General features: G+C 72.3%; 20 protein-coding genes. 11 read left to right on the top strand and 9 right to left on the bottom strand.

Annotated features, from left to right (window positions below; all coding sequences use genetic code 11):
- Positions 1 to 38: 38 nt before the first annotated feature.
- Both AB0C33_RS27415 and AB0C33_RS27410 read right to left on the bottom strand, forming a co-directional pair.
- On the bottom strand, positions 39 to 635 hold the full coding sequence (locus tag AB0C33_RS27415; protein WP_358292880.1) for a hypothetical protein: 597 nt from the start codon (positions 633 to 635) through the stop codon (positions 39 to 41).
- Between the two features lie 79 nt (positions 636 to 714).
- Complete coding sequence (locus AB0C33_RS27410; RefSeq protein WP_358292877.1) at positions 715 to 1,416, bottom strand: DUF2470 domain-containing protein; 702 nt, start codon at positions 1,414 to 1,416, stop codon at positions 715 to 717.
- A gap of 67 nt (positions 1,417 to 1,483) precedes the next feature.
- On the opposite strand from AB0C33_RS27410, the gene rpsD reads away from it, so the two are divergent.
- On the top strand, positions 1,484 to 2,098 hold the full coding sequence (gene rpsD / locus AB0C33_RS27405; protein WP_358293658.1) for a 30S ribosomal protein S4: 615 nt from the start codon (positions 1,484 to 1,486) through the stop codon (positions 2,096 to 2,098).
- Positions 2,099 to 2,100: 2 nt separating this feature from the next.
- The gene (locus AB0C33_RS27400; protein WP_358292874.1) at positions 2,101 to 3,342 is read left to right on the top strand and encodes a low temperature requirement protein A; all 1,242 of its coding nucleotides are present in this window, start codon (positions 2,101 to 2,103) and stop codon (positions 3,340 to 3,342) included.
- Here the strand turns inward: AB0C33_RS27400 and AB0C33_RS27395 are convergent.
- Positions 3,316 to 4,107: an ion transporter gene (locus AB0C33_RS27395; protein ID WP_358292872.1), complete on the bottom strand. Its 792-nt coding sequence runs from the start codon at positions 4,105 to 4,107 to the stop codon at positions 3,316 to 3,318. The two genes, AB0C33_RS27400 and AB0C33_RS27395, sit on opposite strands and share 27 nt — an antisense overlap.
- A 118-nt stretch (positions 4,108 to 4,225) precedes the next feature.
- Between AB0C33_RS27395 and AB0C33_RS27390 the strand changes: the two genes are divergently transcribed.
- Positions 4,226 to 4,534: a DUF4190 domain-containing protein gene (locus AB0C33_RS27390; RefSeq protein ID WP_358292870.1), complete on the top strand. Its 309-nt coding sequence runs from the start codon at positions 4,226 to 4,228 to the stop codon at positions 4,532 to 4,534.
- On the opposite strand, the gene AB0C33_RS27385 is transcribed toward AB0C33_RS27390, so the two are convergent.
- A complete protein-coding gene (locus AB0C33_RS27385) occupies positions 4,463 to 5,167 on the bottom strand; it encodes a TetR family transcriptional regulator (protein ID WP_358292867.1) in 705 nt (234 codons plus the stop codon). The two genes, AB0C33_RS27390 and AB0C33_RS27385, sit on opposite strands and share 72 nt — an antisense overlap.
- A gap of 66 nt (positions 5,168 to 5,233) precedes the next feature.
- Here AB0C33_RS27385 and AB0C33_RS27380 point away from each other — a divergent pair, with 66 nt between their 5' ends.
- Both AB0C33_RS27380 and AB0C33_RS27375 read left to right on the top strand, forming a co-directional pair.
- Positions 5,234 to 5,971: an ATP-binding cassette domain-containing protein gene (locus tag AB0C33_RS27380; protein WP_358292864.1), complete on the top strand. Its 738-nt coding sequence runs from the start codon at positions 5,234 to 5,236 to the stop codon at positions 5,969 to 5,971.
- The gene (locus AB0C33_RS27375) at positions 5,971 to 6,696 is read left to right on the top strand and encodes an ABC transporter permease (protein ID WP_358292861.1); all 726 of its coding nucleotides are present in this window, start codon (positions 5,971 to 5,973) and stop codon (positions 6,694 to 6,696) included. The genes AB0C33_RS27380 and AB0C33_RS27375 overlap by 1 nt, the downstream gene beginning before the upstream one ends.
- A 58-nt stretch (positions 6,697 to 6,754) precedes the next feature.
- On the opposite strand, the gene AB0C33_RS27370 is transcribed toward AB0C33_RS27375, so the two are convergent.
- Positions 6,755 to 8,113 (bottom strand): S8 family serine peptidase, encoded by a 1,359-nt coding sequence (locus AB0C33_RS27370; RefSeq protein ID WP_358292858.1) that lies wholly within the window; start codon positions 8,111 to 8,113, stop codon positions 6,755 to 6,757.
- Between the two features lie 185 nt (positions 8,114 to 8,298).
- Here AB0C33_RS27370 and AB0C33_RS27365 point away from each other — a divergent pair, with 185 nt between their 5' ends.
- Both AB0C33_RS27365 and AB0C33_RS27360 read left to right on the top strand, forming a co-directional pair.
- Positions 8,299 to 10,335 (top strand): spermidine synthase, encoded by a 2,037-nt coding sequence (locus AB0C33_RS27365; protein ID WP_358292855.1) that lies wholly within the window; start codon positions 8,299 to 8,301, stop codon positions 10,333 to 10,335.
- Positions 10,336 to 10,539: 204 nt separating this feature from the next.
- Positions 10,540 to 11,877 (top strand): hypothetical protein, encoded by a 1,338-nt coding sequence (locus AB0C33_RS27360; RefSeq protein ID WP_358292852.1) that lies wholly within the window; start codon positions 10,540 to 10,542, stop codon positions 11,875 to 11,877.
- A 64-nt stretch (positions 11,878 to 11,941) separates the two neighbouring features.
- Here the strand turns inward: AB0C33_RS27360 and AB0C33_RS27355 are convergent, their stop codons facing one another.
- Together AB0C33_RS27355 and AB0C33_RS27350 are read right to left on the bottom strand one after the other, a co-directional pair.
- Positions 11,942 to 13,495 (bottom strand): LCP family protein, encoded by a 1,554-nt coding sequence (locus AB0C33_RS27355; protein ID WP_358292850.1) that lies wholly within the window; start codon positions 13,493 to 13,495, stop codon positions 11,942 to 11,944.
- Between the two features lie 135 nt (positions 13,496 to 13,630).
- Positions 13,631 to 14,722: a neutral zinc metallopeptidase gene (locus AB0C33_RS27350; protein WP_358292847.1), complete on the bottom strand. Its 1,092-nt coding sequence runs from the start codon at positions 14,720 to 14,722 to the stop codon at positions 13,631 to 13,633.
- Between the two features lie 592 nt (positions 14,723 to 15,314).
- Between AB0C33_RS27350 and AB0C33_RS27345 the strand changes: the two genes are divergently transcribed.
- The gene (locus AB0C33_RS27345; RefSeq protein ID WP_358292844.1) at positions 15,315 to 16,184 is read left to right on the top strand and encodes a LysR family transcriptional regulator; all 870 of its coding nucleotides are present in this window, start codon (positions 15,315 to 15,317) and stop codon (positions 16,182 to 16,184) included.
- 140 nt (positions 16,185 to 16,324) lie between these two features.
- On the opposite strand, the gene AB0C33_RS27340 is transcribed toward AB0C33_RS27345, so the two are convergent.
- Entirely contained in the window at positions 16,325 to 17,671 is a 1,347-nt protein-coding gene (locus AB0C33_RS27340) for an ATP-binding protein (RefSeq protein ID WP_352351573.1), read from the bottom strand.
- Positions 17,664 to 18,338: a response regulator transcription factor gene (locus tag AB0C33_RS27335; RefSeq protein ID WP_352328085.1), complete on the bottom strand. Its 675-nt coding sequence runs from the start codon at positions 18,336 to 18,338 to the stop codon at positions 17,664 to 17,666. Before AB0C33_RS27335 ends, AB0C33_RS27340 begins: the two co-directional genes overlap by 8 nt.
- 127 nt (positions 18,339 to 18,465) lie before the next feature.
- On the opposite strand from AB0C33_RS27335, the gene AB0C33_RS27330 reads away from it, so the two are divergent.
- From AB0C33_RS27330 to AB0C33_RS27320, 3 genes are all read left to right on the top strand, one after another.
- Positions 18,466 to 19,629, top strand: coding sequence for a DUF2092 domain-containing protein (locus tag AB0C33_RS27330; RefSeq protein WP_358292841.1), 1,164 nt, complete (start codon positions 18,466 to 18,468; stop codon positions 19,627 to 19,629).
- Positions 19,626 to 20,603 (top strand): ABC transporter ATP-binding protein, encoded by a 978-nt coding sequence (locus tag AB0C33_RS27325; protein ID WP_358292838.1) that lies wholly within the window; start codon positions 19,626 to 19,628, stop codon positions 20,601 to 20,603. Before AB0C33_RS27330 ends, AB0C33_RS27325 begins: the two co-directional genes overlap by 4 nt.
- Positions 20,604 to 20,691: 88 nt before the next feature.
- A complete protein-coding gene (locus AB0C33_RS27320) occupies positions 20,692 to 21,642 on the top strand; it encodes an ABC transporter permease (protein ID WP_358292835.1) in 951 nt (316 codons plus the stop codon).
- The last annotated feature ends 64 nt before the right edge of the window (positions 21,643 to 21,706 follow it).

The following is a 21,706-nucleotide window of genomic DNA, read 5'->3' as shown; positions in this document are numbered from 1 at the left end:
ACCGCCGTCGGCACCCGTCGCACACCGGCGACGGATGGTCATCTCCCGGGCTTGTGGGTCCTGGACGGGTGGCGGCCCGGCGGGGTGCCGTGCGGATGCGACGGCGGAGTCGTCACCGGACCGGCGCTCCAGGACGGCGTCGGCGCCGGGCTGGGACGAGAGCCCTGCGAGGGCGACGAGGACGGCGAGGGGGCCGGGGTCCTGCCGGGGGAGGTGACGACGGCGCCGGGGGTGGCGCCGGGGACGGCGCCGGACGTGGTCGAGCGCGGCTTGCGCGTCCCCCGCCCGCCCTCGGGCCGGACGCCCTCAGGCGTGGAACCGGTCACGGCGGGCCCCGTGCGGACCCTGGTGGGCCGGGTCGTGGCGGTGGCGGTGGGGGTGAGGGGGGTGGCCGTGGCCCGTTCCGAACCCACGGCGACGGGCCCCGGCTCGCCGGAGGTCCGGCTCGCGTCGTGCGGCCAGTGCACCGGGTCGAGGCCGGGCGAGCTGAACGCGTCGCCCATCAGCGCCCCCGCTCCGGCCAGCATGAGCGTGCCGAGCAGCACCCCGGCGGCCATCAGCGCCCGCCCGCGCCGCGCGCCCCCCTCCGCCGGGGAGGAGGCGGTCCGCGTCGTCGATCGATGGGTTCCGCTCACGTACCCCGATGGTAGTGACGTGCGGGCATGGGTCGGCCCGTGGCGGACGTCCAGCGGGGAAATTCAGCGTCAATCGTGATCAACAGCCGCACAGCAGCCCGCGCAGCGCCGTCTCCAGGCACAGCCCGGACCGGGCGGGGACCGGCCACGGGAAGCGCACCAGCGACTCGTCCACGCGCACGGTGGCGCCGTACCGGTCGAGCTCCCACAACCACACCTCGCCGGGCTCCTCGCCGAGCTGCCTGGCCACGCCCGCGGTGAGCTGCGGCCGGTGGGAGTCGTTGACGTGCGCGATCACCCGTTCGGCCGTCTCGGTGAGCGGGTCGGGGGCCGCGCCGAGGTAGTCGTCGGCGTCCAGCAGGCCGGACTCCTGGCCGGTCAGGTAGACGACCTGGGCCACGTCCAGGCGCAGCAGGCGCGGGGCGTCGGGACGGCCGTACCGCTCCAGGGCGTCGAACAGGCCCTCGTCGGCGCTGTGCGCGGCCACCGCCACCGCCGCGGAGCGGGCCTGCGACTCCGGCACGGCCTCCGCCCATCCGTGCACCTCGATCATCGCCCGCGGGTGTGTCACCGCGCCGAGCTGCCGCATGGCCGTCAGGTTCACCGCGACCACGGCGTCCTCGCGCAACCCGTGCAGCGGTTCGCCGGGCCGGACCAGCAGCACCGGGCGGCCGCTCTCGTCCACGCCGCCCCGGGCGGGGGAACAGGCGCCGTCCACCGTGAGCTTGGCCAGGGTCGAGGTCGAGGCGAGAGTACGGATCCGCTCGGCGAGGGGCAACATTGAGATCACATCCACTGGTAGGTTAGCCTTACCTAAGTAAGGATTACCTAACCACATCGAGGTGAACGTGCGCTACACCGGCCCGAAGGTGCGACTGTCGCGTCGCGCGGGCGTCCCGCTGACCAGGAAAGCCGTCCGCTACTTCGAGCAGCGCCCCTACCCGCCGGGCGAGCACGGCCGCAAGACCAACCGCCGCACCACCGGCGACTACGGGCTGCGGCTGATGGAGAAGCAGAAGCTGCGCTGGTACTACGACGTGTCGGAGCGGCAGCTGCGCCGCTACTGGGACCTGGCGGTGCGCAAGCCGGGCGCCTCGGGCGCCGAGCTGGTCGCCATCCTGGAGACCCGCCTGGCCTCCCTGGTGCTGCGGGCCGGCCTGGCCCCGTCGATCTACGCCGCCCGCCAGTACGTCAACCACGGCCACATCGCCGTGGACGGCCGCAAGGTGGACATCCCCAGCTACCTGGTCAAACCCGGCCAGGTCATCACCGTGCGGGAGCGCTCGCGCCGGATGCAGCCCTTCGTGGCCGCCGCCGAGGGCGTGCACGCCGACGAGCGCGTCGCGCCCTACCTGTCGGTCGACCACGCCGAGCTGCGCGTCACCCTCCTGCACCGGCCCGAGCGCGAGCAGATCGCGGTCCCCGTGGACGAGCAGCTCGTGGTGGAGTTCTATTCTCGTTAGCCGTGACTGAAGCGGGAGAGCGCCACGCGAGCTGGCTTGAGCTGTTCTTCGACCTGGTCGTCGTCGTGGCGGTCGCCCAGCTCGCCCATCGGCTCCAGCATCCGACCTGGACGAACGTCGTCCTGTTCGTGGTGCTCTACTACGCGGTGTGGAGCGTCTGGACGTCCTTGACGCTCTACTCCAACGTCCGGGCCGGCAAGACGCGGGTGCCCAGCATGCTGGTCGGCATGTTCGGCATCGCGGTGATGGCCGCCGCCGCGCCCGACGTGGCCCACGAGATCGACAAGGCGGCCGGCACGCACGACGGGTGGTTCATCGCGGCGTACATCGTCTGCCGGATCAGCGCCTCCCGATCGATCCAGCACGCCGGCACGGTCATGACGGCCTGGCCGGCGGCCCAGCTCGGCGCCGGGCTCTTCCCCTGGGTCGCCTCCATCTGGGCGGACGGCTCGACGCGCTACGGCCTGTGGGCCCTCGGCATCCTGCTCGACGTGGTCTTCTCCGTCGTCAACAGCCGCCGGCCCGAGCGTTTCCTGGCCGAGATGCGCGGTCAGGCGCACCGGCTGGCCGAGCGCGAGGAGCGCCGGGTCAGGGCCGGCCGCCCGGCCCGCCCGCTGCCCAGGCCCGCCGCCGCCGTGCTCGACCCGGCCCACCTGGGGGAGCGGCTCGGCCTGTTCGTGATCATCGTGCTGGGCGAGGGGGTCATGCAGGTCGTCGTCTCGGCCTCGGGCCACTCGTGGGGGCCGGAGCTCGCCGTCGCCGCCGCGGCCGGATTCGGGCTGATCGTCGCCCTGTGGTGGCTGACCTTCCAGTACGGCCTGACCACCGTGCCGGGGGCCGCCGAGCGCGGCCTGCCGCCGTACGTCGCGCTGCCCGCGCACTTCGCCATGACCGCCGGGGTGACGGCCACGGCGGCCGGGCTCGGCGTCGTCGCCGCCCAGCCGGCGCAGTCCCTGCACCACGGCGCCGGCTGGGTGCTGGGCGGCGGGCTGGCGCTGTACTTCGCCGCCTCGGCCGTGCTCGGCGTGGCCCTGCGCGCCGGATGGCGCTGGATCTGGGGGTGGGCGGTGCCCACCGCCCTCGCGCCGCTGGGGGTCGCCGCGCTGTCGGGGCTCGTCCCCGGGTACGTCTCGGTCACGCTGCTGCTGGCCGTGGCCCTGTGGCGGCTGGTCTACCGGCCCGGCCGGACCGGCTCCGAGCATTCTGACCAGGTGCGCTCAGCCGGCGACGTCCTGCCGGCGTAGCTCGGCGACCTCGCGGCGCAGGGCGGTCAGCTCCTCCAGGATGCGCTGGGTGTGCAGGGTGTTGTCCTGCTCCAGCGCGGCGCGCTCCTCGGCCGACTCCTCGTCCATGGCGCTGACCACGACCGCCATGAACAGGTTCAGCACGACGAACGTGCAGACCAGGATGAAGATGGTGAAGAAGATCCAGGCCGTGGGGTGGGCGCCCATCACCTCGCGGGCGATGTTGCCCCAGTCGTCCCCGGTCATCGTCTGGTAGAGGGTGAACAGCGAGGTCGGCAGGCTGCCGAAGCGCTCGGGGGAGTCGCCGCCGTACAGCTTGGTGGCCATGACGGCGGCGACGTACAGGACCAGGGAGAGCAGCAGCACGATCGAGCTCATCCCGGGCAGGGCGCGCAGCAGCGCCGAGACCACCCGGCGAAGGCTCGGCACCACCGACAGCAGCCGCAGGGCCCGCAGGATGCGCAGCGAGCGCAGGACCGACAGCCCGCCGGTCGCCGGGACCAGGGCGATGCCCACGATCAGGGTGTCGAACAGGTTCCACGGGTCGCGCACGAACGCCGAACGCTCGACGTAGACCTTGGCCAGCAGCTCGGCCACGAAGATGTAGAGGGCGGCGTGGTCGATCACGACCAGCAGGTGGCCGAACTCCCCGACGACGGCGGGAACGGTCTCCAGGCCGAGGGTGGCCGCGTTGACCAGGATGACGCCGACGACGAAGCGCTGGAAACGCCGGTCGGCGAGGAAGGCGCGGACGCGTTCACGCACGGGGGCAAGCTCCTAAAGATCGGTCATGTGCCGTTCCATGATGCAGCAACATGATCAAGGAGGTGCCTGTGGTATAAATCGCACCTGACAGTCACAGGGGCAAGGGGGCGCAAGGGGCATGTCGTATCCGAACTACGGTCCGTCCTATTACGGGCCGCCGCCCCAGAGCCACCCCAACGGCACCACGATCCTCGTGCTCGGCATCCTCAGCCTGGTGGTCTGCGGCATCCTCGGCCCGTTCGCCTGGTCGATGGGCAACAAGGCGCTCAAGGAGATCGACGCCAGCGGCTACGCCTACGACAACCGCGGCGCGGTGCAGGCCGGCCGCATCTGCGGCATGATCGCCACGATCCTGCTAATCCTCGGGGCCGTGTTCATGGTCCTCGGGCTCGGGGCCGGCATCCTGTCGGCCGTCTTCTCCAACTGAGGGCCGCACGCAGTAGTCGCCGATGCCCGACTCCAGCAGGTCGAAGGCCGCCGTGGCCTGGGCCCGCAGGTCGGGCGCGATCGTCTCCCAGCTCTCGCCGGCCAGCATCCGGGTCACCGCGTGAGTGCCGAGGATCCTGGTCGTGCCGAGGATCTGGGTGGCCACCATCTGCGGGGTCAGGTCGTCGGGGTCGGCGTCGAGCTCGTCGGCCAGGGCCCGGGCCAGCGCCCGCTCCCGCGCGACGTGCAGCTCGCGCAGCTTGGCCACCAGTGACGGGCTGCCGTTGACGATGCGGGCGAACACGTCGCCGCCCTCGTTGAGGCCGTAGCGCCAGTGGCGTGAGTCGAGGGCCTCCAGGAAGTCGCGCCGGAAGGCCCGTGCCACGCTCTCGCCGGGCCGCCGCCCGTGCACCACCTGCTGCGGCAGGTCGGTCACCAGCTCCTGCCGGTCGGCGAACAGGTCTTCCTTGGTCGGGAAGTAGTTGAACACCGTGTTGACGGACACGTCCGCGGTGCGGGCGATCTCGGCCACCGTCACGGGGTCGAACCCGCGCGTCATGAACAGGCCCATCGCCACGTCCGCGATGCGCTGCCTGGTCTCCCGCTTCTTGCGCTCCCGCAGCCCCTCTTCCATGCCGCCATGATACCGAACTTGCAGTGACTCCAAAATTATGGCTACTCTAATTTTGGAGGCGATCACATGTTGAGAACCACAGGTCTGACCAAGACCTTCGAAGGCGGCGTGGAGGCCGTCAAAGGCGTCGACATCTCGGTGGCGGCCGGCGAGATCGTCGGCTTCCTCGGGCCCAACGGCGCCGGCAAGACCACGACCATGCGCATGCTGACGACCCTGCTCCGCCCCACCTCGGGCACCGCCACCGTGGCGGGCCGCGACCTGCTGGGCGACCCGCGTGAGGTGCGCCGCCGCATCGGCTACGTCTCGCAGGGCGGCGGCGTCAACGTCATGGCCCCGCTCGCCGAGCAACTGGAGCTCCAGGGCATGCTGTACGGCCTGACCAGGGCCGAGGCCAGGACCCGGTACCGCGAGGTGCTGGCCCGGCTCGGCCTGTCCGGTCTGGAGGGGCGCGTGGGCGCCGCGCTGTCGGGCGGGCAGCGACGCCGCTTCGACATCGCCTTCGCCCTGCTGCACGACCCCCGTCTGCTCTTCCTGGACGAGCCGACCACCGGCCTGGACCCCCAGAGCCGCGCCAACCTGTGGGAGCACGTCCGCTCCCTGCGCGAGGAGCACGGCGTGACGATCTTCCTGACCACTCACTACCTGGACGAGGCCGACGCGCTCTGCGACCGGCTGCTGATCATCGACGACGGCCGGATCGCCGCCGCGGGCACCCCGGCCGAGCTCAAGGCGGGACGCACCCTCGACGAGGCGTTCCTCGACATCACCGGCCGGTCGCTGCGCGAGGAGGCGGGGGTCTGATGCTGCGCGACACCTGGGTGCTGTTCCGCCACTCCCTGCGCGCCACCCTGCGCCAGAAGCTCGGCATCGTCTTCGGCGCCGTCCAGCCGCTGCTGTTCCTGGTGCTGTTCGGGCCGATCTTCGCCACGTTCGGCACCTGGGAGGTGCTGGTGCCGGGGCTGATCGTCCAGCTCGGCCTGATGAGCATGGGGCTGGCCGGGTTCGGGGTGGTCTTCGACAAGCGCTTCGGCGTGCTGGAACGGCTGCGCGTCACCCCGGCCAGCCGCCTGGCCCTGCTGCTCGGACGGGTGCTCGACAACGTCGTGACGATGGCCGTCCAGACGACGATGGTGCTGGCCGCCGGGTTCGCCTTCGGGATGCGGGTGCCGGTGGCCGGGCTCGCGGCCGGGTTCGTGCTGGTCGTGGTGCTGGGGGCGAGCCTGGCCGCCCTGTCGTACGCCGTCGCGCTGACCATCGGCGAGCAGCTGTTCGCGCCGGTGATGTCGACGGCGGTCATCCCGCTGGTGCTGCTGTCGGGCGCGTTCCTGCCGATGTCGATGGCGCCCGGCTGGCTGGACGCGCTGTCGCGCCTCAGCCCCTTCAGGTACGTCCTGGAGGCGCTGCGCGACCTGTTCGCCGGCCACTACGCCACCGGCACGGTCGGGCTCGGCGTGGCCGTCACGGCGGGGCTCGCCGTGGTCGGCCTGACCGTCGGGGCCCGCGTGTTCAACCGCGAGACCGCGTGAGCGGGCCGCTCCGGGACGGCCCGCCCACCCGTGCCCAGGGGAGTGGACAGGGCCGCGCTCAGGCCGCGGCCTTGGCCCGCCGGTGCAGCGCGGGCAGGATGCCCGCCGGATCGACCGTCCCGTAGCCGTAGTCGTAGTCGAAGCCCACCTCGCTGCGGTCCTCGGCGGTGCGCCGCAGCAGCGCCCGCAGCTGCGCCGGCGACAGCGTGGCGGCCGGCCACCGGGTGCGCACCGCGGCCACCAGCCCGGCGGCCACCGGCGTCGCCGCCGAGGTGCCCGTGTCCGGCTCGCCGTCGCCGAACGCCCGCGACCCCGAGAAGTGCGTGTACGCGCACACGTCGGGCTTGCGCGCGGTCAGCCGCCCCGGCCCCTGCGAGGAGTAGCCCACCCGCTCGCCGTTGACGTCGACCCCGCCGATCGACAACGCCTTGGGATGGGAGTTGGCGCCCCCGATGGGCCGGTTGGGGAAGGCGCACCGGCCGTCGGGGCACTGCCTGCCGCAGTTGCCCGCCGCGAACAGCACGTCCGCGCCCGCCCGGTCGAGACTGGCCACGAGCAGGTTGAACGGGTGGGCGGCGTTGTCGGAGTAGTTGCCCGGATGCCCGACGGGGAAGTCCCACTCGGGGGAGAACGACCCCCAGGAGTTGCTCACCACCAGCGACCTGGACGCCGCGGGCTGGGCCTCCAGCACCGTGCGCAGATGGGTGAAGGCGGCCACCGCGTCCGACAGCAGGCCGTCGAGCGCCGAGCCGCCCGGCCGGGCCGACCGCAGCAGCGGCACGTCGATCAGGGACGCCTGCGGCGCGGCGATGAGCGCGTCGAAGGCGCACATCGTGCCGTGGTCGACCTCGAACTGGCCGGCCCGACCGGTGACGCCGGAGGGGTTCCAGCTCCGCTCGGCGTCCAGCGTGACGCCGCGGCCGAGCCGGCGGGCCACGTGCGCGGCGTTGACGCCGGTGTCCAGGACGGCCAGCGCCACCCCGGCGCCGTCGAGCCCCTCGGCGTGCAGCCCGGCCACGTTGAGCAGGCGTTCGACGTCGTGCCAGTCGCCCACCGGCGGATCGCCGCCGCAGGTCAGGCTGGACTCGATCACCGGGTCGGCGAACACCCCGACGACGTCGGGGCGCAGCGTGGGCAGCAGCGTGACCCGCGAGGTCAGCTCGTCGTCGGAGATCGTGCCGCGGACCAGCACGGAGGCGTCCTCGGGGGCCAGCGAGAAGTCGAGGGGCTGGTGGAGGGAGAGGGGATCGCCGCCGGCCGCGGGGACCGGCCTCGGCACGGCGACCGGTGTGAAGGCCGTGTCGAGTTCGACGCCGGGCAGGCCGTCGGCGACGTCGGCCGTGGTGGCGGTCTGGCCGGGATCGGCGACGGCCGCGACCAGATCGGGGGAGGGACGGAGCTGGATCAGGACCCGCATGAGTCACCACCGAACGTAATGGAGGCAAACGAACGACCCAACATTCCTGCATCCGTCAAGGCGCGTCCACCCCCTTACGGTGGTTGTGACCTGCGAAAACACCGCATAAGTGGCGAAGCGGACCATAATTGTTTCCGGAGCGTCAGGCTTCCTTGTCTTCGGTCTGTTCACTACGGTGATGCATCATGACGCTCCAGGCGCAGACGCCGGTTTCCGACGGGGAAAGACAACACTGGCTGCCGGTCCGGCCGAGGCTCGTCCTCGCCAGTGCCTTCATGCTCTTCCTCGAACTGGCGCTCATCAGATGGACAGGCTCGAACATCGTTCATCTGAGCTATTTCACCAATTTTGTCCTGCTCGGTTCTTTTCTTGGAATCGGGCTCGGATTTCTGCGCGTGGGGCGCTCGCGCCGCCAGCCCTATTACTCGCCGGTCGTCCTGCTCGTCCTGGTGGCGCTCGTGCTGGCCTTCCCGGTGACGGTCGACCGCAACACCGAGGGCGTCCTGTACTGGACGAGCCTGGGCACCGTCGGGCCGCCCGCCTGGCTGATCCTGCCGGTGATCTTCATCGCCGCGGCGGCGGTGCTCATGGGGCCCGCCGAACTGGTCGGGCGCTGCTTCCCCGAGCTGCCGCGCCTGGAGGCCTACCGCTACGACCTGATCGGCAGCCTCAGCGGCATCGCCGCGTTCACGGCGCTGTCGTTCCTGTCGGCGCCGCCGGTGTTCTGGGGGGTGGTCGCGGCCCTGTGCTACGGCCTGCTCCTGGTGCCCCGGCCCCGCTCGCTCTACCTCGGCCTGGTGGTCCTGCCCTCACTCCTGGTCGCCGGCCTGCTGCTGTCGGAGACGCTGACGGCCGGGGCTCTGTGGTCGCCGTACTACAAGGTGACCTACAAAGCGATGCAGATGCTCGGCGTGCCGGTCACCGACATCTCCGTCAACGGCATCCCGCACCAGCAGGCCGTGCCCGCCTACGCCCGTCTGCAGTGGGAACGCCAGTACGGGCTGCCCTACGAGCGCACCACCAGGCCGCCCGAGGACGTGCTGATCGTCGGCGCGGGCAGCGGCACCGACGTGGCCATCGCGCTGTCCAAGGGCGCTCAGCACGTCGACGCCGTCGAGATCGACCCCAAGCTGCGCGAGCTGGGCGGCAGCCTGCACCCCGACAAGCCCTACGCCGACCCGCGCGTCACCACCCACATCACCGACGGCCGCGCCTTCCTGGAACGCAGCGGCGACCGCTACGACCTGATCCTGTTCGCCCTGCCCGACTCGCTCACCCTCGTGTCCGGGGCCAGCTCGCTGCGCCTGGAGAGCTACCTGTTCACCGCCGAGGCCATGCGGGCCGCCCGCGACCACCTGCGGCCGGGCGGCACGTTCTCGATGTACAACTACTACCGCGAGAGCTGGCTGGTCGACCGGCTGGCCTCGACCATGCAGACCGCCTTCGGCCACAAGCCGTGCGTCGACGTGGTCAGCACCGCCGGCCAGCAGGCCGTCATCACCGCCGGCCTGACCGCCGCCGACCAGCGCTGCGCGAGCCAGTGGCCCGGCGCCGCCGCCGGTACCCCGGCCCCCGCCGACGACGACCGCCCCTTCCTCTACCTGAAGGACCGGACGATCCCGCCGATCTACATCATCACCCTCGGCCTGATCCTCATCGTCAGCCTGCTGGCCGTCCGCGTGGTGGCGGGCCCCTACGGGCGCATGAAGCCCTACGCCGACCTGTTCCTGCTCGGGGTGGCGTTCATGCTGCTGGAGACCAAGAGCGTGACGGGCTTCGCGCTGCTGTTCGGCACCACCTGGGTGGTCAACGCGATCGTCTTCGCCGGGGTGCTGGTCGCCGTGCTCGCCGCCGTCGAGGTGACCCGCCGTTTCCGCACCCCGCCGCTGCCCGTCATGTACGCCGTGCTGCTGGCCGGCCTGCTGCTGGCCTGGCTGGTGCCCAACGCGTGGCTGTTGTCGCTGCCGGTGCCGCTGCGCGCCGTGGCGGCCGTGACGGTGGCGTTCCTGCCGATCTTCGCCGCGAACGTGGTCTTCGCCAAACGTTTCTCCGACACCGCCGACGCGACCACGTCCTTCGGCGCGAACCTGCTCGGCGCGATGGTCGGCGGCTGCCTGGAATACCTGGCGCTGGTGATCGGCTACAAGGGCCTGCTCATCGTGGCCGCCCTGCTCTACCTGGGCGCCCTGGCGCTGATGCCGCGAAAGACCGCGCTCGTGTGACAAAGGGAAATGGCTCGCGGCGGTCCTGTGTAATGCCTTGACCGGTGGTCAGGGTGAATTGTCGGCGGCGCGGGTTGATTTGTCGCCGTGGGCGAGGTGAGCTGGAGACGTCATCGAATCCGGAAAAAGATCGAACGATATTCAGAAAGGCGGGCACGCGAATCGGGGGTCACATCCGGTAACCCACGAGAAAAGGTGACAGTCATGGCGACACCAGGGGCGGCCAGGATCGACGTCGAGCGCATTCAGGCACAGGAGTCCGGGCCCGCGCCCGCCGGACGCGCGCAACAGGTCGCCGGAGCGCTCCCCACGGGGGTGTTCTTCGCGCACGACCCCGGCGGCTCCGGGGAGCACCGCGCGCCCGACGCGCGGTGGGAGCTCACCTCCGCCTGGCCCTACCAGGGCCGGCTCGCCGCGGGGACGGCCGCCGTCCATCTCGCCGCGGGCCACGACGCGCTCGTCCGTCCCATGATCTTCGCCGACGGGTTCGGCCACGGGCCCAGCGACCTGGCCGGGCTGTGGGGACGGCTCGACGCGCCGTACCCGCCGCACGGCGACCGGCTGCTCAGCCGGCTGCTCGCCCAGGGCATCGACGTCGTGCTGCTCGGCTTCGCCGCCCGCCACACCCACATCCAGGCCAACGCAGGGGTCGCGGCGACGTGCGTGGGACGCGCGATCCGCGAGCGGCTCGGCACCACGCCGCTGATCGTCGGGGGCCTCGGCGCGGGCGGCCTGGTCACCCGGTACGCGCTGGCGGAGATGGAACGCCGCCGCGAGGACCACCAGACGATGACCTACCTGTCCTACGACTCCCCGCACAACGGCGCCTGGATCCCGCTCGTCCTGCAACAGCTCGCCTACTTCGCCGAGGCCCTGGCGCCGGCCGCGCCCGGCCAGGCCGCGCTGATCAGGAGCCCGGCCGCGCAGCAGCTCCTGTGGGGCTGGGTCCAGGACGAGCGCTACTCCGGGCCGGTCGCCACGGCCAGCCCGCTGCGCCTGGCGTTCATCGAGGACCTGCGCGCCGCTGGCTGGTTCCCGCTCAGGCCGCGCAAGCTCGGCGTCTCCAACGGCGCCGCCGACGGCACCGGCCGCAACGTCCCGCCCGACGCACTGGCCTTCGAGTGGACCGCCCTGGACGGGCTGGCCGGCGCCACCGTGCGCACCCAGCCGGACCGGGGCGCCCGCCAGCGGGTGGGCGGCATGCGGGCCGTCCCGCTGTGGGCCAGCACCAGCCGCACCAGCGACGTCGCGGCCTTCGACGGGGCGCCCGGCGGCACGCTGCCCTCCTACGGCATGGTCGCCGACGCGTTCGGCGCGCCGATCACCGGCCGGTTCCGGTCGGCCTGCTTCGTCCCCACCGTGAGCGCCGTCGCGCTCCAGTACGACCCCGTGGACTGGACCGTGGACCTCTACACCGACATCACCGCCCTGTCGCCGGAGCACAGCGAGCTGGACGACTACCAGTGCGACTCCGACAACTCCGAGCACGGCACGGTCACCGGCACGCTGGCCGACTGGATCCTCGGGCACCTGACGAAGTGACCCGAGGCCGCGGGCCTTCGCCGTCGCAGCTCCCGCCGGAGCCCGGCTCCGGCGGGGGTGGCGGTCACAGGCCGCACAGCTCCGTCAGGGACTTCGCGCCGCCCCGCTGGCTGTTGCGGGTCGGGGTCTCGGTCGGCGTGCCCCCCTGGGCCTGCGTGCGGGTCCGCGACGGCGTGGCCGTCGGGGAGCCCGGGGACGCGGTCACGTTGGCGGTCTGGGCCTGGCGGGCGGAGCGGTCGGAGTCGGCGATCGCCTTCTTCGCGGCCGCGCGGATCTTGACCCAGTCGGGCCTGCCCGAGTAGAAGTCCGGCGGCACGAACTGCAGGCTGGTGATCTTGGCGTCCTTGACCTTGAGCGCCAGGTCCGCCAGCGGCGCGACGAGCGGACGCGGGATGTTCGTCTGGGCCAGCCGCTTGGCCGCCCCGGCGATCTTGGTGAAGTTCGTCAGGATCACGCCGGGCGTGGCCTGCTGGGCGAAGGCGCCGATCACGCAGCGCTGGCGTCCCATGCGGGAGAAGTCGTCGCTGTTGACGCGGGAGCGGCCGTACCACAGGGCCTGCTCGCCCGACAGCTTGCGGTAGCCCGCCTTGATCGTGCCCGCGGTGCCGAAGTGGCCGCCCCACTTGACGTCCTCCTCCACCCGGATCTTCAGGCCGCCGATGGCGTCCACCAGGGCGGCGAAGCCGTACATGTTGATCAGGGCGTAGTAGTCGATCCTGAGGTTCAGGGTGTAGCCGATGGCGTCCATGAGGGCCCGCGGGCCGCGGTTCTTGCCGCCCATGAGCTGCGGGTTGTCGTTGGCGTACTGCCAGACCTCGTTGAGCAGGCCGCCGTTGGGCAGCTCGGCCATGTAGCCGTTGGGGAAGTGCTTGTGCAGCGGCGAGGACGGCGGGAAGCGCACGTGCTGCAGGTTGCGCGGCAGGCTGAACAGCACGGTGTTGCCGGTCCTGGTGTCCACGCTGGCCACCGTCATGCTGTCGGTGCGCACGCCCACGCGGTTGCCCGCGGCGTCCCCGCCGACCAGCAGGAAGTTCACCCGGGTCTTGCCGTCCCAGGGGTCCTCGGGGTTCTTGATCTGGACGGGGTTCTCCGGGTCCGGGTGCGAGGGGAAGATCGCGTTGACGGCGTTCCGCCCGGCCAGCACGTAGTTGGCCGTCAGCGCGAACGGCGACATGACGGCCACGCACAGCACGCCCACGACGATCCCGGTCACCACCTGGCCCTGCTGGTTCAGCCTGTTGGGGCCCAGCGCCACGTACGAGACGGCGATCACTGCGAACCAGGCCAGCGCGCACGCGGCCGCGATGACGATCACCGTGACCATGGCGCCGTCCTCGGCCAGGCCCGTCACGTTGCTCAGATCCCGGGTCAGGCCGAAGGCCAGGGCCGCGAGCAGCAGCACCGCGTACGCGCCGATCATGATCAGCCCGGTACGACGGCGCCCGGCCCGCAGATGCGCGGCGCCGGGCACGAGGGCTGACAGAGCCGTCCAGCCGATGACGGAGGCGGTCGTCAGGGGTTTGGCGAAGCGCGGCGCGGGGGAGGAGCCCTTGCGCGGGCGTGGAGTCCGCCGTTTGGCGCCTCCGGGCACGGCGTCCACCCGATCGCGCTTGCTCACACCGGCTCCTTCACACGCCTACCAGGCAAAAAAATGACGTTCGCCCCATGTCGGGCACAAGATTGCCAGGATTCTAGCCCCCATACCTGGACATCAGAGACAACTCTTCAACATGAGATGAACGCCACGTGTCGCTCAGGAGGTCGTCGAGGACGGCGCCAGCCACGTGTTGCACTGGTACGTCTTGTCCCGCTCCCACCCCTGCCGGAACCAGCGGTTGTTGTTGGCGGGCGTGCCGTGGTCGCGCGGATAGCCGGGGTAGTCGCCCACCTGCGCGTAGAACCAGAACAGCCGCGAGCGCAGCGAGGACGGGACCGGGTAGGACGAGGCGACCGAACGCATCCACATGCCGCCGAGACAGGTGGCCTGGAGCTCCAGTTTCCTGCTCAGCGCCAGCTTGCCGCTCTGGCTGGAGGAGTTGACGGTGCCCTGCCACCAGGAGTCCATCACGCCGGTGATGTTCTGGACGTGGTGGCCGTACTCGTGGGCCATCATGCTGATGATGCCGCCGTGCCAGGAGATGATCTGGCCGTAGCCGCGGGCGTTGCCGTTGCCCCTGGACATCGCCGAGGTGGAGGCGTAGATCGTGTTGTTGCGCGGGCAGTAGTACGGCACCATGCTCCCGGCCGACGGATAGTCGCCGCACGCGCCCCGTCCGCGCCCGGCCGCGACGGCGTAGTTCGGCGGGCTGAACGCGATGCCCTGCCGCTGCAGGATCGGCCCCCACGCCTTGTCCATGCACCGGCCGGTCTTCAGGATCAGCGCCTTGAGCTGGCTGTGGCTGAAGATGTTGGTGTTCCCGGCCCGGCAGTTCACCCGGGGCAGGCTGCCCGCCCGGTAGAGGGTGTTGTTCTTCAGGCTGGTGTTGAGCGTGACCTGCTTGGGCGGCGTCACCGTCTCCTGGGTCGGCTGCTCGGTGGGCTGCTGCGACGGCTGCTGGGTCGGCTCCTGTGTCGGTTCCTGGGTCTGTTCCTGGGTGGGCTCCTGCGACGAGGTGTCGTGCGTCGGCTCGTGGCTGGGGAAGGGCTCGTCGGTGTGCGACGGCTCGTACGACGGGAGCGCGACCGGCGTGGTCGTGTCCGGGTGCGAGGACGACTTCAGCATCGCCGCCCCGATGACGATCAGCACGAACAGCGCCGCCAGCGACCCGAACACGGCCCCGAGGACGCCGGCGACCCCCATGCCGGACTTCTTCCTCGGCTGCTGCGGCCACTGCCTCGTGGGCATGGGCGGCATGGGCGGCGGCGGCGGGGGCGGCGGCTGGTACTGCTGCCCGTACTGCGGCGGCGGATACTGCGGGCCGCGCGGCGGATGGCCCTGCGGCGGATAACCCTGCGGAGGCTGCGGGGGGCCCTGCGGAGGACCCTGAGGGGGGGCCTGCGGGGGCGGCGGCTGCGGCGGATAGCCCTGCGGCTGGGGATGCTGCGGCGGATAGGGACGGCCGGGCGGCGGACCCTGAGGAGGGCCCTGGGGCGGGGTCGGCGGCGCCTGCGGGTAGGGCTGACCGCCCTGCGGCTGCGGCTGCCGGTAGCCCGGCGGCGGCCAGGGCCGCGAAGGGGGCCGCAGGGGCTGCCCGGGCCCTTGTGGCGGAGGTGGATATTGCCCGTTTGCTGTCACCGTGTCTCCCCGTTAACCCGCTTGTCTGCAATGCACGGCTTTGCGGCAGACCCCAAAGGATCTTTGCCAAATTTGGGGCAAAAGCATACTGATTTATCACCCGTCACGGATGTAGCGGTACTCGGTCACGCTCCGAAATCAATCGAGGTGATCTCCGCTATCTACCGGTCCCGGAGCAGGGCGGTGTCCTAGCTTCGTTGGCATGAATCTCCAGCAGCTCCGCTATGTGGTCGCGACTGCGGAGCACCGCACCATGACCGACGCGGCCAGGTCGCTCTACATCGCGCAGCCTGCGCTGTCCCGCGCGATCCGCGATCTTGAGCGAGAGCTCGGCATGACGCTCTTCGCCCGCTCCGGCCGCGGCGTGGTGGTCACCGCCCAGGGCCGCCGCGTGGTCAAGCTGGCGAGGGAGGCGCTCGACGCCGTGCACGAGATCGAGGGCCTGGCCAACCACGCCGGCGTGACGGAGGCCGAACTGCGCATCGCCTCCACCCCGAGTCTCGAACCGGGACTCGCGGGGCGGCTGCTCCCTGCCTACGCGGCCGAGCACCCAGGGGTACGCGTGCACATCGTGCGCTGCGACGGCCGCGACGGCGTCGTCAGCGCCATCCGGGATCAGCGGGCCGACCTCGGGCTCACCGATCTGCCCGTGCCCACCGACCTCATCACCCACCCGCTCGAACGCCAGGAGATCGTGCTGATCTCCCCGCCCGGGCTCGACCTGCCCAACCCGGTCCCCATGGGCAAGCTGCACGGCATGCGCCTGGCGCTGCCCGCCCGCGGCAGCTCGCGGCGCAGGGAGCTCGACGCCATGTTCGGCAAGTACGCCGTCACCCCCGTGGTCGTCCTGGAGACCGACGAGCGCAACGGCTGGCTGAACGCGGTCCGCGCCGGCCAGGCCTCGCTGCTGTGGTACCGCGGCATGGCCGACCAGGCCACCAGGGCGGGCCTGGTAGTGCGCTCACTCGAACCGGCCGTGCGGCGCGTCATCGCCGTGGTGCACGCACGCCGCCGCCTGCCCCTCATCGCCCAGGACTTCCTGTCCACCGCGGAGAAGGGCACAGCCGCCTGACCAGGAACGTTCCATGATCCCGCGCAGTCCCCGCCGTTGACCCCCAGCCCGCCGGCGCCCCGAGCGCGTCGCGCGGGCGAGCGTCCCCGCCGATCGTTCCCGCCGATCGCTCCCGCCGATCGCTCGGCCCCGGCGCCCGCCTAGCGGGACACCGGAAGGCGGACCACGGCACGCAGGCCTGGCGCCGCGTCCTGCAGCACCACCGTCCCGCCGTGGGCGCGCACGGTCTCCCGGACGATCGCCAGCCCCAGGCCGGCCCCGCCCTCGTCCCTGCTGCGCCCGGAGTCCAGCCGGGTGAACCGGTTGAACACCCGCTCCCGGTCCTGCTCGGGGATGCCGGGCCCGTCGTCGGTCACCGTCAGCACGCCGTCGGCGGTCAGCGCCACCTCGACCTTCGAGGAGGTGTGCCGGACGGCGTTGTCCATCAGGTTCGTCAGCACCCGGCTCAGGTCGAGGGCGTCCCCGCGCACCACCACGGGGTCGCACGCGGTCAGCCGGGCCTCGCCGTACCGCTCGGCGACCTGGCGCACCACCTCGTCGAGGTTGACCGGCTCGTCGCGGGCCGGCACGCCGCCGCGCTCGTCCAGGCGGGCCAGCGCGAGCAGGTCCTCGGCCAGCCTGGACAGCCGCAGGGCGTCCTCCAGCACGCCCTCGGCGGTCTCCCGCCACTCCTGGCCCTCCGGATGGCCGAGCGCCACCTCCAGCTGGAGCCGGATGCTGGCCAGCGGGCTGCGCAGCTCGTGGGCGGCGTCGGAGACCAGCGCGCGCTGGCGCTGCTCGGCCTCCTCCAGCCGGGCCAGCATGCCGTTGAGCGTGGTGGCCAGGGCGTACACCTCGTCGCGCGACTGCGGCACCGGCAGCCGCCGGGACCGGGCCGTGTGCGTGATCTCGGCGGCGACCCGGCGCAGCGACGAGATCGGGCGCAGCGTCCTGCCGATCATCAGCCAGCTCGCCACCGCCAGCAGCACGACCAGCGCGGGCGTGCCGACCAGCAGGACGCGTCCGGCCACGCCCAGGCTCGTCTGGATCTCGCCGATCGGCCTGGCGGCCAGCACCGTCTGCCCGTGGTCGGCGCTGAGCACCACCACCCGCAGCGGCCCCGGGATCGCGTACGGCCGCCCGTCCAGGAACGTCGCCCGCCCCTCGCGCAGCACCCTGGCCCTGGCCGCCGCGTCCAGCAGCGGCACCAGCCGGTCGGTGCCGTACGTGACGTGCGTGATCCGCCCGCTGCGGTCGAGCACCTGGACGATCGTGCCGTCGTGCGTGGTGATCGGGCTGGTCAGCGTCCCGGCGTCGGCCGCCACGCGCACGGTCTGGGCCTGCTGCCTGGTCGAGGTGTCGACCGTGTCGATCAGCGCCCGGTCGAGCACCGACAGCAGCACCGAGGCCGACAGAGCCAGCGCCAGCCCCAGCACGGCGGCCGCCGCGACCGTCAGCCTGAACCGCAGCCCCTGACGCCGCCACCAGGCCATCGGGGTGTCAGCCACCGTCGCCCGCCAGCCGGTAGCCCGCGCCGCGCACGGTCTGCAGCGCGTTCCTGCCGAAGGGGGCGTCGACCTTGCGCCGCAGGTAGCCGACGTAGACCTCGACCACATTCGGGTCGGTGTCGAAGGTGTCCCACACGTGTTCCAGGATCTCCGACTTCGACACCACCTCGTCACGGCGGCGCATGAGGAACTCCAGCAGCGCGAACTCCCTCGGCGTCAGCTCCACCGGCGTCTCGCCCCGCTGCACCTTCCGGCGGGCCGGGTCGAGGGTCAGGTCGCCGGCCGCCAGCACCGACGGCCGCCGCCCCGAGTCGCGCCGCAGCAGGGCCCGGAGCCTGGCCACCAGCACCACGTACGAGAAGGGCTTGGTCAGGTAGTCGTCGGCGCCGAGGTCGAGGCCGTCGGCCATGTCGTACTCGCCGTCCTTGGCCGACAGCATGAGGATCGGCACCCAGTTCTCCTCCGCGCGCAACTGCTTGCACACGTTGTAGCCCGACAGCCTCGGCAGCATGATGTCCAGCACCACGACGTCGTAGTCGCCCTGCCGGGCCGCGTGCAGGCCCTCCTCGCCGTCGTGGGCGAGGTCCACGGCGAACCCCTCGGCCTGCAGCCCGCGCTGGAGGGCCGCGGCCATCCGCCGCTCGTCCTCGACGACCAGTACTCTCATGTGCTGATTCTCCCGTCCCTGAGCTGAGACGCCGCTGAGAAGGCTGAGAGGCGTCTCAGACAGTCTCAGGCCGGCCACAGGATGCATGCCGCAGGCTCTGGTCATCGACATACCGTTAAGGAGTGAGATGCGCAGAGGCACGTTCGTGAGGTGGGGAGTCCCGATCGCCGCGGCGGCGCTGATCGGTGGCGCGATCGGAGCCGGCCCGGTCATCGCGGCGGTGAGCGGCGAGCCCGTCCTGCCCGAGCGTTCGGCCCAGCAGCTGCTGGCCGACGCCGTGGCGGCGACGAGCAAGGGAGGCGGCCTGCCGCCCATGTCCGGCACGGTGCAGCAGACGGCCTCGCTCGGCCTGCCGTCGCTGCCCCAGACCGGCGGTGAGTCGCCGCTGAGCCTGCTGTCCGGCTCGCACGAGATCAAGGTCTGGTACGGCGGCGCCGACCGGTTCCGGGTGGCCATGCCGACCCAGCTGAACGAGACCAACCTGATCGTCAACGGCGAACAGGGCTGGTACTGGGAGAGCGCCACCAACACCGCGACCAGGTTGACCATCAAGCCGGGCACGGGCCAGGAGCACAAGCTGCCCAGCACGCCGCCGACCCAGCTGACGCCGCCGCAGGTGGCCGAGCAACTGCTGGCCAAGGCCGGCGAGCACACCGCGGTCCGCGTGATCAACACCGCTGAGGTGGCGGGCCGTCCGGTCTACCAGCTCGTCCTCGCCCCCAAGGACGAGGGCTCGCTGGTGCAGGAGGTGCGGCTCGCGCTCGACGGCGAGACCTACGTCCCGCTCCAGGTCCAGGTCTACGCCAAGGGCTCGGCCGAACCGGCCTTCCAGGTCGGCTTCACCCAGGTGACGTTCACGCCGCCGGCCGCGGAGAACTTCGCCTTCACCCCGCCCGCGGGCGCCAAGGTGGAGGAGAAGGACCTCAGCGAGCTGGGCGACGCCAAGCGCGCCGAGCAGCACGCCGAGCAGGCCGAGAAGGTCGCGGGCGAGCTCAAGGTCGTCGGCGACGGGTGGACGACCGTGGCCGTCCTGCCGTTCAAGCCGGAGGACCTCACGGCGGCCGGCCGTCCGGCGGCGGGCGAGGGCCCGACGCCCGGCGACGGCTCGAAGGCCGACGTGGGGGCGCTGGCCGACACCGTCCTGAAGTCGGCCACGCCGGTGAGCGGCACGTGGGGCTCGGGCCGGCTGATCAGGACGAAGCTCGTCACCGTCCTGCTGACCGACGACGGCCGCCTGCTGGCCGGCGCGGTCACCCCGGAGGAGATCACCCAGGCGGCGGGCGTCAGGTGACCACCGCCGTCACGCAGGAAGCGGGGGCGCCCTTCGGGGCGGCCCCGCCCTCCGGGGAGCACGCCATCGTCACGCGCGGCCTGACCAAGCGTTTCCGCGGCGGCCAGGTGGCCGTGGACGCGCTCGACCTGGCGGTGCCGCGCGGCTCGGTCTTCGGCTTCCTCGGGCCCAACGGCTCGGGCAAGACCACGACCATCCGCATGCTGCTGGGCCTCATCGCGCCCACCGAGGGGGAGCACTCCCTGCTCGGGCTGCCGCTGCCGCGGGCGCTGCCCCGGGTGGGGGCGGTGGTGGAGGGGCCGGCGTTCTACCCGTACCTGTCGGGCGAGGCCAACCTTATGCGCTTCGACGCCGCCGACCCCACCGCGGTGCGCCGCACCGCGCGGGCGCGCGTCGCCGCCGCGCTCGACCGGGTGGGCCTGTCGGCCGCGGCCGGCAAGCGCTACCGCAACTATTCGCTCGGCATGCGCCAGCGGCTGGCCATCGCGGCCGCGCTGCTCGGCCCGCGCGAGCTGCTCGTCCTGGACGAGCCGACCAACGGCCTCGACCCGCAGGGCACCCGCGAGGTGCGCGCGCTGGTCAAGGACATCGCCGCCGGCGGCACCACCGTCTTCGTCTCCTCGCACCTGCTGGCCGAGGTCGAGCAGATGTGCACGCACGCCGCCATCATGCGGACCGGCAAGCTGGCCGCCCAGGGCACGATCGCCTCGCTGAACGGCGGCCTGGCCACGCGCGTCCGGGTCGAGACACCCGACGTGGCCGACGCCGCGCGGGTGCTCGGCGGGCTGGGGCTGGCCGACGTGCGGCGCGGCGACGCCGACGTGACGGCCGAGCTGGGCGGCCACGCGCCGGAGCGGATCAACGCCGCGCTGGTCGGCGAAGGGGTCGCCGTACGGGGGCTGGCCGTGCTGCGGCCGAGCCTGGAGGACGTGTTCGTCGGACTGACGGGGGAGGGCTTCGATGTCGACGGCTGACACCTCGGCGCCGGACGCTGGGACACACGCGCCGCGGACGCGGGACACCGGGGCGCCGCAGGCGCGGGACGGCCGGTCCGATGGGCGCATGCCCGGCCTGGTGCCCGTGACCGAGACGCTGCGCACGGTGGAGCGGCACACACAGGACCCGGCCCGACAGGCCGCGGCCGTCCCCGCGCGGGACTCCGGGACGGACGCCGCCGACGGCCCGCGGCGGGCGAGGTGGGCGTTCTGGCGGCTGCTCGGCTCGGAGCTGGGCCTGACCTTCCGCCGGCCGCGCAACCTGGTGATGCTGGCCGTGCTCGCCTCCGTGCCGGCCGTCCTCGGCCTCGCCCTGCGCGCGTTCGGCGGCGACGACCGCGACGGGATGGGCGGGTTCATCCAGAGCGTGGCGGGCAACAGCCTCATGCTCACGTTCGTCGCGTTCTCGTTCCTCGTGCTGCTGCTGATGCCGGTCGCCGTCAGCGTGGTCGCCGGTGACTCGGTGGCCGGGGAGGCGGGCGGCGGCACTCTGCGCTACCTGCTGGCCGCGCCCGCGGGACGCACCCGCCTGCTGGCCGTCAAATACCTCAACGCGGTCGTCTTCGCCTACGCCGTCACGGCGGTGGTGGCGCTGTCGGCGCTGGTCACCGGGCTGATCCTGTTCCCGGCCGGGCCGGTGACGCTGCTGTCGGGCACGACGATCTCCATGGGCGAGGGGCTGCTGCGCATCCTCATCGCCGTCGGCTACGTCGGGGCCGGCATGGCGGCGCTGGCGGCCGTCGCGCTGGCGCTGTCGACGTTCACCGAGGTGTCCATCGGGGCGGTGGCCGCCACGCTCGTGCTGGTGGTCGTCTGCCAGGTGCTGCGGGCCTTCCCCGAGCTGAGCGCGGTGACGCCGTACCTGCTGCCGACCAGGTTCACCAACTTCGACGCGGTGCTGCGCAGCCCGATGGACCTGTCGGCGCTGCGGGACGGGCTGCTGGCCTTCGGCGCCTACATCGTGCTGTTCTGCTCGATCGCGTGGGCGCGCTTCTCCGGCAAGGACATCACGTCCTGACCGGGTGGCGCGTCCCCGGCCGGGCGAGGATGCCCGGCCGGGGACGCCGCGTCGCGTGGGTCAG

Source organism: Nonomuraea sp. NPDC048881 (assembly GCF_040649795.1).
Taxonomy (GTDB): domain Bacteria; phylum Actinomycetota; class Actinomycetes; order Streptosporangiales; family Streptosporangiaceae; genus Nonomuraea.
Note: the sequence above shows the minus strand (reverse complement) of the source record. Positions and strands in the feature narration are given on the sequence as shown.

Excerpts from the sequence above, each read along its gene's own strand:
- AB0C33_RS27360 (WP_358292852.1), top strand. The coding sequence starts at position 10,540 with ATGGCGACACCAGGGGCGGCCAGGATCGACGTCGAGCGCATTCAGGCA.
- AB0C33_RS27330 (WP_358292841.1), top strand. The coding sequence starts at position 18,466 with ATGCGCAGAGGCACGTTCGTGAGGTGGGGAGTCCCGATCGCCGCGGCG.
- AB0C33_RS27370 (WP_358292858.1), bottom strand. The coding sequence starts at position 8,113 with ATGCGGGTCCTGATCCAGCTCCGTCCCTCCCCCGATCTGGTCGCGGCC.
- AB0C33_RS27320 (WP_358292835.1), top strand. The coding sequence starts at position 20,692 with ATGCCCGGCCTGGTGCCCGTGACCGAGACGCTGCGCACGGTGGAGCGG.
- AB0C33_RS27350 (WP_358292847.1), bottom strand. The coding sequence starts at position 14,722 with ATGCCCACGAGGCAGTGGCCGCAGCAGCCGAGGAAGAAGTCCGGCATG.
- AB0C33_RS27385 (WP_358292867.1), bottom strand. The coding sequence starts at position 5,167 with ATGGAAGAGGGGCTGCGGGAGCGCAAGAAGCGGGAGACCAGGCAGCGC.
- AB0C33_RS27345 (WP_358292844.1), top strand. The coding sequence starts at position 15,315 with ATGAATCTCCAGCAGCTCCGCTATGTGGTCGCGACTGCGGAGCACCGC.
- AB0C33_RS27410 (WP_358292877.1), bottom strand. The coding sequence starts at position 1,416 with ATGTTGCCCCTCGCCGAGCGGATCCGTACTCTCGCCTCGACCTCGACC.
- AB0C33_RS27380 (WP_358292864.1), top strand. The coding sequence starts at position 5,234 with ATGTTGAGAACCACAGGTCTGACCAAGACCTTCGAAGGCGGCGTGGAG.
- AB0C33_RS27335 (WP_352328085.1), bottom strand. The coding sequence starts at position 18,338 with ATGAGAGTACTGGTCGTCGAGGACGAGCGGCGGATGGCCGCGGCCCTC.
- AB0C33_RS27375 (WP_358292861.1), top strand. The coding sequence starts at position 5,971 with ATGCTGCGCGACACCTGGGTGCTGTTCCGCCACTCCCTGCGCGCCACC.
- AB0C33_RS27390 (WP_358292870.1), top strand. The coding sequence starts at position 4,226 with ATGTCGTATCCGAACTACGGTCCGTCCTATTACGGGCCGCCGCCCCAG.
- AB0C33_RS27365 (WP_358292855.1), top strand. The coding sequence starts at position 8,299 with ATGACGCTCCAGGCGCAGACGCCGGTTTCCGACGGGGAAAGACAACAC.